Below are 11615 nucleotides of genomic sequence, written 5' to 3'. Positions count from 1 at the left end.
CGGCGCCCGCCGGCGGCCGCTGTGGCTGCTCGGTGCGGGCCTGCTCGGCCTCTCGAAGATCGTCGAGAACATGGAGCTCGGGCACAACGTGATGCACGGGCAGTGGGACTGGATGAACGATCCCGAGGTCCACTCCGTCCACTGGGAGTGGGACAACGCCGACCCGTCCGCGCACTGGAAGCAGACCCACAACTACCTGCACCACAAGTACACCAACATCCTCGGCATGGACGACGACGTGGGATACGGCCTGCTGCGGGTGACGCGCGACCAGCGCTGGTCGCCGTTCAACTACGGCAACATCGTCTACAACGCCCTGCTCGCCCTGCTGTTCCAGTACGGCGTCGCGGTCCAGCACCTCGAACTCGGCAAGGTCGCCAAGGGCCGCGACGACCGCGCCGAGACCAAGCGCAAGCTGCGCGAGGTGGGGGACAAGATCGGTCGCCAGATCGCCAAGGACTACGTGGTCTATCCGGCGCTGACGGGTAAGGCGTGGAGGTCCACGCTCACCGCGAACATGACGGCCAACGTGATCCGCAATCTGTGGACCAACGCGGTCATCTTCTGCGGGCACTTCCCCGACGGCGCCGAGAAGTTCACCAAGGCCGACGTCGACAACGAGACGCAGGCGCAGTGGTACCTGCGCCAGATGCTCGGCAGCGCCAACATCTCCGGCGGCCCGGTCATGGACTTCATGACCGGCAACCTGAGCTACCAGATCGAACACCACCTGTTCCCGGACCTGCCGTCGAACCGGTACGCCGAGATCGCGGTGCGGGTGCGCGAGCTGTGCGACAAGTACGACCTGCCGTACACCACCGGCCCGCTCGCCGTGCAGTACTTCAAGTCCTGGCGCACCATCGCCAAGCTGTCGCTGCCGAACAAGTACCTCGCGGACACCCCGGACGCGGCCCCGGAAACCGCGTCCGAGCGCGGCTTCGGCGGCACCGCCGTCGTGGACCCTGCGACCGGCCGGCGACGCGGCCTGGCCACCGCGATCCGCGAGAACCGCCGGGTCCGCGGCGTGCGCCGTCTCCTCGGCATGCGCTGATCCCGAATCCCCACCGAGCGCCCGGCGTCCCTGTGACACCGGGCGCTCGGCGTCCCTGTGACACCCGGCGTCCGGGGACCGGGCTCACCAGGATTCGTTGGCGGCGATCGCGGTCAGCAGTGTGCGCACGGCCATCGCGCGGCGCCCGGACTTGCCCTCGAGGGCGTCGAGTGCGCACTCGGGGTCCGCGGGCGGGCCCAGGTGGGTGCAGCCACGGGGACAGTCCTCCACCGCGTCGGCGAGATCCGAGAACGCGGCGATCACGTCGTCGGCATCGATGTGAGCGAGCCCGAACGACCTGATCCCGGGGGTGTCGATCACCCACCCGCCGCCCGGCAACGGCAGCGCCACCGACTGCGTGGAGGTGTGCCGGCCCTTCCCGACCCCCGAGACCTCGCCGGTGGCGCGGTCGGCATCCGGGACGAGCCGGTTGACCAGAGTGGACTTTCCCACGCCGGAATGGCCGATCAGCGCGGTCGACCTGCCCGCCAGCATCGCCGTCAGCTCCGACAGGTCCTGCTCGCGGCCCGCCAGCACCACGGGAACGTCCAGATCCGCGAACTGCGCCGTGAACTCCCCGGGATCGGCCAGATCGCTCTTCGTCAGGCACAGCACCGGTTCCAGCCCGCCCGCAAACGCGGCGACCATGGACCGTTCGACCAGCCCGGTCCGAGGCGGCGGATCGGCCAGTGCGACGACGATCAGCAGCTGCTCCGCGTTGGCCACGACGATCCGCTCGAACGGGTCGGTGTCGTCGGCGGTGCGGCGCAACACCGTGGTGCGTTCCTGTACCCGCACGATGCGCGCAAGCGTGTCGGGCCGCCCCGACAGGTCCCCGACCACCGCGACCCGATCCCCGACGACGACAGGGGTACGGCCGAGCTCCCGGGCCCGCATCGCGACGACCGGCCGCGCGGGATCACCCTCCAGCACGCAGCCCCACCGGCCACGGTCGACGGAGACGACCATCGCTTCGACGGCGTCCCGATGGGCCGGCCGGTCCTTCGTGCGCGGCCGCGAGCCCTTGCCCGGACGGATCCGGACGTCGGTCTCGTCGTAGGTCCGCCGGCTCAGGAGCGCGCTCCCCTCAGCATCCCGGCCCACAGCTCGGGGAAGCCGGGCAGGGTCTTGGCCGTCGTGCCGATGTCCTCGACCTCGATGCCGTCGACCACGAGTCCCACGATCGCGCCCGCCGTCGCCATCCGGTGATCCGCATACGAATGCCAGCGTCCGCCGTGCAGCGGCGCGGGCACGATGTGCAGGCCGTCCGCAAGCTCGGTGGCGGAACCGCCGAGCTTGCCGAGCTCCGTGACCAGGGCGGCCAGGCGGTCCGTCTCGTGCCCGCGCAGGTGGGCGATGCCCCGCAGCGTGGACGGGGTGGTCGCCAGCGCCGCGAGTGCGGCGACCGTGGGGGCGAGCTCGCCGACGTCGTGCAGGTCGACGTCGAGGCCGCGCAGATGCTTCGGGCCTCGCACGGTGAGCGTTCCGTCGGACAGTGCGACGTCGGCACCCATCTGCTCGAGGATTCCGCGGATCGCGTCGCCGGCCTGGGTGGTGCGCTGCGGCCATCGCGGCACCGACACCGTGCCGGCCGTGACGGCCGCGGCCGCCAGGAACGGGGTCGCGTTGGACAGGTCGGGCTCGACGACCCGGTCCACGGCGCGGACCGGGCCCGGTGCGACCCGCCAGGTGTCGGGCACGGACGTGTCGACCGTCACCGCGGACTCGCGCAGCATCTCGACGGTCATGTCGATGTGCGGCATGGACGGCACGGCCGCCCCGGCGTGCCGCACCGTGACGCCCTCGACGAACGCGGCGGCGGAGAGCAGCAGACCCGAGACGAACTGTGACGACCCCGACGCGTCGATGGTGACGGTGCCGCCGCGCAGGGAGCCGCGCCCGCGCACGGTGAAGGGCAGGGTGTCGCCGTCGACGTCGGCGCCGAGCGAGCGCAGGGCCTCGAGGACGGTGCCCATCGGGCGGGTACGCGCCTGCTCGTCACCGTCGAAGAAGACGTCGCCGTCGGCCAGCGCCGCGAGGGGCGGCACGAATCGCATCACCGTTCCCGCCAGGCCGCAGTCCACCCGGGCGCCGTGCAGCCGGCCGGGGATGACGTGCAGCGTGGTGCCGTCGTCTCGCTCGTCGATCGTCGTGCCCAGTCCGCGCAGGGCCGCGATCATCAGGTCGGTGTCGCGACTGCGCAGCGCACCGGTCACGGTGGACGGGCCGTCCGCGAGCGCAGCGAGGATCAGGGCGCGGTTGGTGATCGACTTGGACCCGGGCAGCGTGACGGAACTGTCGACGGGTGACTCGGCTCGGGGCGCACTCCACGGATTCACCCGTCCATCTTCGCCTATCCGCAGCCGGCAGCCACCTGCCACACCCCGCGGCCGGGTGCGGTCCGCGGCGCGGGTGGTCGGCGCGGCACCTCCCGGGCGCCCCCGCATCAGGCCCCGGCGGTGATCGGCGCCACCACTGCTCCCGTGAGCCGCACCAGGTCCGCCGGGGCGAGTTCGATCTCGAGGCCGCGGCGTCCGGCGCTGCACAGGACCCGGTCCCACTGGTGCGCGGAGGCGTCGACGGCGGTGCGCAGCCGGCTGCGCTGACCCAGCGGTGAGATTCCCCCGAGGACGTAGCCGGTGGCGCGTTCGGCGTCGCTGCGTTCGGCCATGACCGCCTTGCCGCCCCCGAGGGCGGCCGCGGCCGCCTTCAGCGACAGCGTCGCCGGGACCGGGATCACGGCCACCGCGAGCTTGCCGTCGGAGAGCTTGATCACGAGGGTCTTGAAGATCTGGGCGGGGGCCACCCCGAGCCGCTGCCCGAGGAGCTCGACGGCCTCGGAACCGAACGAGCCGGCTCGCGGGTCGTGCGGGTACTCGTGGACGCGGTGGGTGACTTTCTCGCGTGTCAGCAGCGTGGTCGCGGGAGTGGAGGTCGAGGCCATGCGCGTCAATGTAGGGAACAAGCCCCCCCCCTGTCGTGTTGATTCCGGGTGGCCGCCACGATCGGCGTGGCCGGTGACCGAGAGCGAGGAGTGCCGCGTGCCTGTGCTGTGCCCGTCCCGGCCGGTAGCCTTCACGGATACGGCAAGTGAAGGGATCGGTGTGGTCGAGGAGTCTGGTACGGAACTGGCCGAACGGTTCGAGCGGGATGCATTGCCCCTGCTCGATCAGCTCTACGGCGCGGCGCTGCGGATGACCCGCAACCCCGCGGACGCGGAGGATCTGGTTCAGGAGACGTATATCAAGGCGTTCTCCGCCTTCTCCTCGTTCAAGGAGGGGACCAATCTCAAGGCGTGGCTGTACCGCATCCTGACGAACACCTACATCAACTCCTACCGCAAGAAGCAGCGCCAGCCCGCTCAGTACCCCACCGAGGAGATCACCGACTGGCAGCTGGCGGCGACGGCCGAGCACAGCTCCACCGGTCTGCGGTCGGCCGAGGTCGAGGCGCTCGACGCGCTTCCCGACGACGACATCAAGGCCGCGTTGCAGGAGCTGCCCGAGGAGTTCCGGATGGCGGTGTACTACGCCGACGTCGAGGGTTTCCCGTACAAGGAGATCGCGGAGATCATGGGCACGCCCATCGGCACGGTCATGTCACGGCTGCACCGCGGCCGCAAGCAGCTGCGCGGCCTGCTGGCCGATGTCGCGCGGGAGCGAGGATTCAACCGGAGCGGGGCCGTGGACGCTGCTGTCGGACACGGCGTGGACAACAAGGAGGTCTCGAGGTGAGCGAGTCGGCCGACTTCGATCAGCTCGACTGTTCCGCAGTGATCGCGGACGTCTATCTGCTGCTCGACAGCGAGTGCGACGACCGGTCGCGTGAGCGTCTGCAGCGCCATCTCGACGACTGCGGGTCCTGCCTCGAGGCGTACGGGCTCGAATCCCAGCTCAAGTCCCTGCTCAGCCGCAAGTGCGGCGGCGAGCACGCCCCGGAGGGCCTGCGGGAGCGGCTGCTGGTCGAGATCCGGCGGACCGTCGTCGTGACGCGCACCGACGTCCGGGATTGACCACCCGACACGCGTGAGGGGGCCGGAAGCAGCTGCTTCCGGCCCCCTCACGCGTGTGTGCGCGCCTCAGGCGTTGGGACGCTTGCCGTGGTTGGCGGCGTTACCCTTGCGACTGCGCTTCTTGCGGCCTCGCTTACCCATGGTCCGATCTCCTTTCTGGTTCATTACAGTGTTTCACGTGTGGTCCGGTGGCCCTGAAAGCAGGGCCACCGTCTTCTTCGTGGAATGAGGTGCCCGATGGCCGAAGACGTGCGCGCCGAGATGGTCTCCACCGTGTTCGAGGTGGTGGTGCAGGAAGGGGACGTCGTCGCCGAGGGCGACACGCTGGTGATCCTGGAGTCCATGAAGATGGAGATTCCGGTGCTCGCCGAGACGTCGGGCACCGTGACCTCACTGGACGTGGTCGTCGGCGACGTCGTGCAGCAGGGCGACCTCATCGCGGTCATCTCCTGAGTCCGCACGTGCCGCCCGTGTCCACCCTCAGCGCTCTTCTCGCCGAGCACACCGACCTGCCGGGCGGTGCGGTCGACCACCTGCAGCGAGTCGTCGGCGAATGGCAGTTGCTCGCGGACCTGTCCTTCGCGGACGTCCTGTTGTGGGTGAGCGCCGAGCCGAGTGGGGTGGTGTGCGTGGCGCAGTGCCGCCCCACCACCGCATCGACCGTGCTGCCCGAGGACATGGTGGGTTCGGTGGTGTCCGAGCGGGAACACCCGCACGTGTTGCGGGCCCTCGAGACCGGAGTGGTCGTCTCTGCGGACGCGCGGCCCAGCCACGTCGCGCCGCTGCGCCGGCAGGCGGTGCCGGTCCGCTGGGACGGGCAGGTCATCGCCGTTCTGAGCCGCGACGCGGCCACCGTGGCCAGGCGCACCAAGAGCGCCCTCGAGACCGCGTACCTCGAGTGCGCCGACGCCCTGTTCACGATGATCTGCGAGGGCACCTTCCCGACCACGGAATTGCGTTCGGACACCAAGTCGAGCCCCCGCGCGGGCGACGGCTTCATCCGCCTCGACCGGTCCGGCCGGGTGGTGTATGCGAGCCCGAATGCCCTGTCCGCCTACCACCGGATGGGGTTGAACTCCGACCTGCTCGGCCAGAACCTGATCGAGACGACACGCGCGCTGGTGACCGATCCGTTCGAGAGCGAGGACGTCGAGAGCTACCTGCGGGGTGCGGTGCGCGGCAAGCTGGGACGGCCCATGGAGATCGAGGCACGCGGGGCCACCGTGCTGCTGCGTGCGCTGGTGCTCGCGCCCGGCGGCCGGCTCGAGGGTGCGGCGGTGGTCATCCGCGACGTCACCGAGGTCAAGCGGCGCGATCGGGCGTTGCTGAGCAAGGATGCCACGATCCGGGAGATCCACCACCGGGTGAAGAACAACCTGCAGACGGTCGCGGCCCTGCTGCGGCTGCAGGCGCGACGCACCGGCAACACCGAGGCCCGGCAGGCGCTGGCCGAGGCGGTGCGCCGGGTGACGTCGATCGCGCTCGTGCACGAGGCGCTGTCGATGTCGGTGGACGAGGAGGTCGATCTCGACGACGTCGTCGACCGGCTGATCCCCATCGTCGTCGACGTCGCGGCCGTGGGCAGTCAGGTCCGGGTGCGCCGGGAGGGCAGCCTGGGGGTATTCCCCGCCGAGCGGGCGACACCGCTGGTGATGGTGCTCACCGAACTCGTGCAGAACTCGGTCGAGCATGCCTTCGATCCGGGTGCGGCCGGCACCGTGACGCTGCGGGCCGAGCGGTCGGCCCGCTGGCTCGACGTGGTGGTCCACGACGAGGGCAAGGGACTGCCGGAGGGATTCGACCTCGAGAGCTCGGACCGGTTGGGCCTGCAGATCGTCCGCACGCTCGTCGCCGCCGAACTCGGCGGCACGTTGCGGCTCGAGCGGGGCGCGACGATGGGAACGGATGCGCGGCTGCGGGTTCCGCTGGGCCGGGTGGCGCTCGGCTGAGCCCCCGTGGGGAGTCCGGCGGGAACCAGGCCCGCGGAGGCAGGAAGGCCCGGCACCGAAGCGGTGCCGGGCCTTCCCGGAGATCTGTGGCGGTGGGCCGTGTCAGACCGCGGAGCGCGCCCGGGTGCGGGCGTTGCGGCGCTTGAGGGCACGACGCTCGTCCTCGCTCATGCCGCCCCACACGCCCGCGTCCTGACCGGACTCGAGGGCCCACGAGAGGCACTCGGCGGTGACGGGGCAGCGGTTGCACACGAGCTTGGCGTCGGCGATCTGCGCGAGGGCCGGGCCGCTGTTACCGACGGGGAAGAACAGCTCGGGATCCTCGTCGCGGCAGATGGCCTTGTGGCGCCAGTCCATGCTTCTACTCTCCTTCGATAGTGCTCGTCGCACCGGCTGATCGTGGTGGCAAGTTCATGCGTGCGTCGGCAAGTGTTTCCGCGCGGTTACTTGTGAATGCTTTCACGAACCAGCGTGAAGTCAATAGGAATCGACACGACCGTGGGGAAGCTCACGCCGGCTGTGGCCCGTTCCGGGACTCGAACTTCCTTTGTACACCGCGGAACACAAAAATGTAACCCGGGTCACTCCACGGACGGGGTGGGTGCCACGACCTCGAGCACGGCCGGAACCGACACGAACTCCACCTCGGTGCGAAGACCGAGGTAGTCCCCGTCCACCTGCAGGCCGATCGGCCGGCTCGATTCCGCTCGCACCCGTGCGACGTCGTCGACCCGCACCAAGCGGCGGGAGTTCGGATTCCCGTGGCGCGCGAGCAACTGGCGGACCACCCGCAAGCTTGCGAACACCGCCGTCGTCGTCATCGCGAAGACACCGAGCCCGGTGTCGAACGAGGTGCCCGGATTGGTGTGCACCGGGCGCTTGTCCAGATAGGTCCACGGGCTCGAATTGGAGACGAACGCGTAGTACACGCCCGGGATCGGCGGCCGTCCGGGCAGCGTCAGCGTCAGCGCGGGCTCGGCACCCTTGGACTTGAAGAACTGCGTGATCGAATGCACGACGTATCGGGCGGTCGTGACCTTCCGCCCGCCCAGCCGGCTCAGGTCGACGGCCTCGCACACCTGTGCGTCGAGTCCGAGCCCCGCATTGAAGACGAACCACCGGCCGTCGCAGTGGCCGAGACCGATCCGGCGGGTCGTGCGCCGGGCCAGCAGATCGAGCAGTTGCGCGGTCGCCTTCACCGGATCGGCGTCCACACCCAGCGAACGGGCGAAGACGTTGGCCGACCCGCCGGGGACGACCGCGAGCAGCGGGAGCGTGGGGTCGGCAACCCGCTCGGACGGGGTACCGAGCAGGCCGTTGACGATCTCGTTGACGGTGCCGTCGCCGCCGTGCGCGACGACGACGTCCATTCCGTCGGCGTGCGCCGAGCGGGCCAGTTCGGCGGCGTGCCCCCGATGGGTGGTGTGGGCGACGGTGAGGGAGACCCGATCGGCGAGCGCGCGGGCCAACCGGTCGCGACCGGCCGGAGTGGTGGTCGTCGCGTTGGGGTTCACGATCAGCAGTGCGCGCACGGAGCATCAGCCTAAGTGGTCTCGCACGGGTCCACTACGCTGGCCGGGTGTCCACCGAGTCGCCACGCAGCACCGTCCCGTCCACCGTTCGAGCGGCGGGTGGTCTCGTCGTCCTCGAAGGCGTGATCGCGATCGGTTTCGCTGTGGTGTCCGTGGTCCGGGCGCTGACGGGCGGGCACGACCAGACGGTCGGAAACGGCTACGGCCTCGCGCTGTGGCTGGGAATCCTGTTCGGTGGCGTGCTCGCGGCCGGGATCGCGCTGTTACGCGGACAGCGCTGGGGACGGGCCGTGGCGATCGTCGCGCAGCTGCTGTTGCTGCCGGTGGCCTGGTCGCTGCTGACCGATTCCCACCAGGTCGTGCTCGGCATCCTGTTGACCCTGATCGTGGTGCCGGCGCTGGTGCTGCTGTTCAGCCCGCCGACGACGCGCTGGCTGGCCCAGGACTACGCGCCGGATGCCGACGACGCGGCCTGACCCCCGCCGAGCGCGGTGAGCGCCTGCCCGCTGAGACGGAAGGTGGTCCACTCGTCCTGCGGGACCGCGCCGAGCGAACGGTAGAACCCGATCGACGGCGTGTTCCAGTCCAGCACCGACCAGCTCAGGCGGCTGTAGCCGCGGTCGACGCACTCGCGGGCCAGCGCCGCGAGCAGGGCGCGGCCGTGTCCCTGCCCCCGGTGCTCGGGCCGGACGTACAGGTCCTCGAGATAGATGCCGTGCACCCCGTCCCAGGTGGAGAAGTTGCGGAACCACAACGCCATGCCCACCACCGTTCCGTGCGCGTCCTCGGCCACGTGGGCGAACGCGGCGGCATCGGCCCCGAACAACGCCGTGTGCAGCTGCTCGGGCACGACGGTGCACTCGTGGCGAGCCTTCTCGTACTCGGCCAGTTCGTAGACGAGGGCGGTGAGAGCGTCGACGTCGGCGGGACGGGCGCGGCGGATCACGATCGGGCCTTTCGTGAGGTTCGGCGACCCGCCGGAGGGCGGATATCGCGGTCGATTCTCGCGTTCGGGCGAGTTTTCAGCGAGGATCGACCCGTGACAACGGTACTTGCGGTGGCAAATCAGAAGGGTGGCGTCGCGAAGACGACCACCGTCGCGTCTCTGGCGGCCGCCCTGGCCGGGCTGGGGCAGCGGGTGCTCGTCGTCGACCTGGACCCGCAGGGCTGCCTGACGTTCTCGCTCGGGCACAACCCCGACCGGCTCGAACGGTCGGTGCACGACGTGCTGGTGGGGGCGGCGGAGGCCAAGGAGGTCCTGCTCGATACCGACGAGGGGTTCACGTTGCTGCCCGCGACGATCGACCTCGCCGGCGCCGAGGCGCTGCTGCTGATGCGGCCGGGGCGCGAGTTCACCCTTCGCCGGGCGCTGGCGCCCCTGCTCGACAGCTTCGACGTCGTCGTGATCGACTGCCCGCCGTCGCTGGGCGTGCTCACGCTCAACGGCCTGACCGCGGCGCAGTCCGTGCTCGTGCCCCTGCAGTGCGAGACCCTCGCGCACCGCGGCGTCGGGCAGCTGCTGCGCACCGTCGCCGAGGTCAAACAGATCACCAACCCGGACCTCGAGCTGCTCGGTGCCCTGCCGACCCTCTACGACGCCCGCACGACGCACAGCCGTGACGTGCTCGCCGACGTCGCCGACCGGTACGACATGCCGGTGCTCGCGCCGCCGATCCCGCGCACCGTCCGCTTCGCGGAGGCGTCGGCGTCCGGAGCCTCGGTGCTGGCCGGCCGGAAGAACAAGGGCGCCGAGGCCTACCGCGTGCTGGCCGAGAACCTGCTCGCCCATTGGCGCGACGGCAAGGAGCTGGTCACCTTCACGTCGTGACCGGTGGCCCGGCCGGGCTCACCGCAGCACCACGACCTGCGGCCCCCGCTGCTCGAGCACCGCACTCCCGGCGACCGCGACGTTCACGACACCGGTCCCGTCGCGCGCGACCGGAATGCGCTGCCGTTCCGTCCCGGTGGCCGGATCGACCACGGCGAGGGCGTCGCGCACCGGAAGCAGCAGCGCTCCGGCCATGGCACTGCCGGTGCCCGTCGTTCCCGGCACCGTCCACTGCGGCACCAGGTCGTCGCCGCCGAGGGCGACGGTCTGCGTGCCCGACCACCACGTGAGGATCGAACCCTGGGCCGTCGCGGGGAACACCGCCTCCGGTGTCGCCGCGGCCGACAGCGGGTGCCGCGCGGTGACCGTGCCCGCGGCGTCGTACACGGCGAGCACGGGCCCGGAGGACGCGGTGGGCGGCAGATACAGCACCGTGCGCTCGCCGGTCACCGCGACGACCCGCGTACCGCCGTCGTCCGGTCCCAGTTCCGGTAGCACCGACGAGGCGATCTCCGCCGGCTGCGAATCGGCCTCGGGGGTCGTCTCGAGCAGCGTCAGGCGGTCGGCTTCCTCACCGGGGCAGCGTTCGACCACCGCAAGCCGGCTGTTGCTCGCCGCGGCCGAGTTCAGCGTGCATCCGCTGCGGGGCTGGGCCCCCGGCACGACGGGCGCGTCCACGCGTCCGTACTCGAGTGTCCGCACGAGATCGGACCGCCACAGTTCGAGACGAGTGTCGCCCCGGGAGATCACGTGGGTGTCGGCAGCGGTGAGGGTCACCGCGTCGTCGGCGTCGCTCGAACGTTGCGCGCCGCGCATTCCCGAGTCGGGAAGGAGCTGGGTGACCTGGCTGCATCCCCGCCGGTCGCGGTAGACCGCGACGGCGGTGCGCCAGTCCTCGACCACACCGCACAGCGGTATGTCGCGGTCGTAGCGCCACAGTTCGGCGCCCGAGTCGAGGGCGCGGCCGGTGACGGTGCCGCCGTCCCCGGTGACCACGACGGCGCCGACCGCGATCGGACGGGACGTCGCGCCGCTGGGGGCGCGCCACGCCTCCGTCAGGGTCGACGGCACGACGGTCGCGGACGGTGGCGGCTCCGGTGCCGCGTCGGTCGTGACGGACACGGTGCCACGCGCATCCGAGCGCAACCAGACGACGCTCGCCGCCGCGACGACCGCGACGGCGAGCACGAGTGCTGCGATCAGATCCGCCCGGGTTCTGCGCTCCGGTGCGATCATCGCGAGC

General features: G+C 70.9%; 15 protein-coding genes. 7 read left to right on the top strand and 8 right to left on the bottom strand.

What is annotated here, in order from left to right; translation table 11 throughout:
* Nucleotides 1-1051 (top strand): fatty acid desaturase family protein (locus tag OEY_RS0115335; RefSeq protein ID WP_010594733.1); only part of this gene is annotated, 1051 nt, incomplete at its 5' end.
* 84 nt (nucleotides 1052-1135) lie between these two features.
* Here the strand turns inward: OEY_RS0115335 and rsgA are convergent.
* The 3 genes from rsgA to ybaK all read right to left on the bottom strand — a co-directional run bounded on the left by rsgA (nucleotide 1136) and on the right by ybaK (nucleotide 3995).
* Nucleotides 1136-2155, bottom strand: coding sequence for a ribosome small subunit-dependent GTPase A (gene rsgA / locus OEY_RS0115330; protein ID WP_040272459.1), 1020 nt, complete (start codon nucleotides 2153-2155; stop codon nucleotides 1136-1138).
* On the bottom strand, nucleotides 2122-3390 hold the full coding sequence (gene aroA / locus OEY_RS0115325) for a 3-phosphoshikimate 1-carboxyvinyltransferase (RefSeq protein WP_010594731.1): 1269 nt from the start codon (nucleotides 3388-3390) through the stop codon (nucleotides 2122-2124). The genes rsgA and aroA overlap by 34 nt, the downstream gene beginning before the upstream one ends.
* A 107-nt stretch (nucleotides 3391-3497) precedes the next feature.
* A complete protein-coding gene (gene ybaK / locus OEY_RS0115320) occupies nucleotides 3498-3995 on the bottom strand; it encodes a Cys-tRNA(Pro) deacylase (protein ID WP_010594730.1) in 498 nt (165 codons plus the stop codon).
* A 160-nt stretch (nucleotides 3996-4155) separates the two neighbouring features.
* Here ybaK and OEY_RS0115315 point away from each other — a divergent pair, with 160 nt between their 5' ends.
* Nucleotides 4156-4785, top strand: a complete 630-nt coding sequence (locus OEY_RS0115315; RefSeq protein ID WP_010594729.1) for a sigma-70 family RNA polymerase sigma factor — start codon at nucleotides 4156-4158, stop codon at nucleotides 4783-4785.
* On the top strand, nucleotides 4782-5063 hold the full coding sequence (gene rsrA / locus OEY_RS0115310) for a mycothiol system anti-sigma-R factor (RefSeq protein WP_010594728.1): 282 nt from the start codon (nucleotides 4782-4784) through the stop codon (nucleotides 5061-5063). The genes OEY_RS0115315 and rsrA overlap by 4 nt, the downstream gene beginning before the upstream one ends.
* A 66-nt stretch (nucleotides 5064-5129) precedes the next feature.
* Here the strand turns inward: rsrA and OEY_RS31495 are convergent, their stop codons facing one another.
* On the bottom strand, nucleotides 5130-5204 hold the full coding sequence (locus tag OEY_RS31495) for a 50S ribosomal protein bL37 (protein WP_022597109.1): 75 nt from the start codon (nucleotides 5202-5204) through the stop codon (nucleotides 5130-5132).
* Between the two features lie 96 nt (nucleotides 5205-5300).
* Here OEY_RS31495 and OEY_RS0115305 point away from each other — a divergent pair, with 96 nt between their 5' ends.
* Complete coding sequence (locus OEY_RS0115305; RefSeq protein ID WP_003939128.1) at nucleotides 5301-5516, top strand: biotin/lipoyl-binding carrier protein; 216 nt, start codon at nucleotides 5301-5303, stop codon at nucleotides 5514-5516.
* Between the two features lie 17 nt (nucleotides 5517-5533).
* Nucleotides 5534-7012: a sensor histidine kinase gene (locus OEY_RS0115300; protein ID WP_010594727.1), complete on the top strand. Its 1479-nt coding sequence runs from the start codon at nucleotides 5534-5536 to the stop codon at nucleotides 7010-7012.
* A gap of 102 nt (nucleotides 7013-7114) precedes the next feature.
* On the opposite strand, the gene OEY_RS0115295 is transcribed toward OEY_RS0115300, so the two are convergent.
* Both OEY_RS0115295 and OEY_RS0115290 read right to left on the bottom strand, forming a co-directional pair.
* Complete coding sequence (locus OEY_RS0115295; RefSeq protein ID WP_003939130.1) at nucleotides 7115-7369, bottom strand: WhiB family transcriptional regulator; 255 nt, start codon at nucleotides 7367-7369, stop codon at nucleotides 7115-7117.
* A gap of 224 nt (nucleotides 7370-7593) precedes the next feature.
* Nucleotides 7594-8544 carry a diacylglycerol/lipid kinase family protein gene (locus OEY_RS0115290; RefSeq protein WP_010594726.1) on the bottom strand — a complete coding sequence of 317 codons (951 nt, stop codon included), beginning with the start codon at nucleotides 8542-8544 and terminating at the stop codon, nucleotides 7594-7596.
* Between the two features lie 47 nt (nucleotides 8545-8591).
* Between OEY_RS0115290 and OEY_RS0115285 the strand changes: the two genes are divergently transcribed.
* Nucleotides 8592-9020: a hypothetical protein gene (locus OEY_RS0115285; protein WP_010594725.1), complete on the top strand. Its 429-nt coding sequence runs from the start codon at nucleotides 8592-8594 to the stop codon at nucleotides 9018-9020.
* Here OEY_RS0115285 and OEY_RS0115280 read toward each other — a convergent pair.
* A complete protein-coding gene (locus OEY_RS0115280) occupies nucleotides 8990-9490 on the bottom strand; it encodes a GNAT family N-acetyltransferase (RefSeq protein WP_010594724.1) in 501 nt (166 codons plus the stop codon). The genes OEY_RS0115285 and OEY_RS0115280 overlap by 31 nt on opposite strands.
* A 93-nt stretch (nucleotides 9491-9583) precedes the next feature.
* Between OEY_RS0115280 and OEY_RS0115275 the strand changes: the two genes are divergently transcribed.
* A complete protein-coding gene (locus OEY_RS0115275; protein WP_010594723.1) occupies nucleotides 9584-10372 on the top strand; it encodes a ParA family protein in 789 nt (262 codons plus the stop codon).
* Nucleotides 10373-10390: 18 nt separating this feature from the next.
* Here the strand turns inward: OEY_RS0115275 and OEY_RS0115270 are convergent, their stop codons facing one another.
* Nucleotides 10391-11608: an Rv3212 family protein gene (locus tag OEY_RS0115270; RefSeq protein WP_010594722.1), complete on the bottom strand. Its 1218-nt coding sequence runs from the start codon at nucleotides 11606-11608 to the stop codon at nucleotides 10391-10393.
* Between the last annotated feature and the right edge of the window lie 7 nt (nucleotides 11609-11615).

Origin of the sequence: Rhodococcus sp. P14 (assembly GCF_000256505.1) — a bacterium.
GTDB lineage: Bacteria > Actinomycetota > Actinomycetes > Mycobacteriales > Mycobacteriaceae > Rhodococcus > Rhodococcus ruber.
Note: the sequence above shows the minus strand (reverse complement) of the source record. Positions and strands in the feature narration are given on the sequence as shown.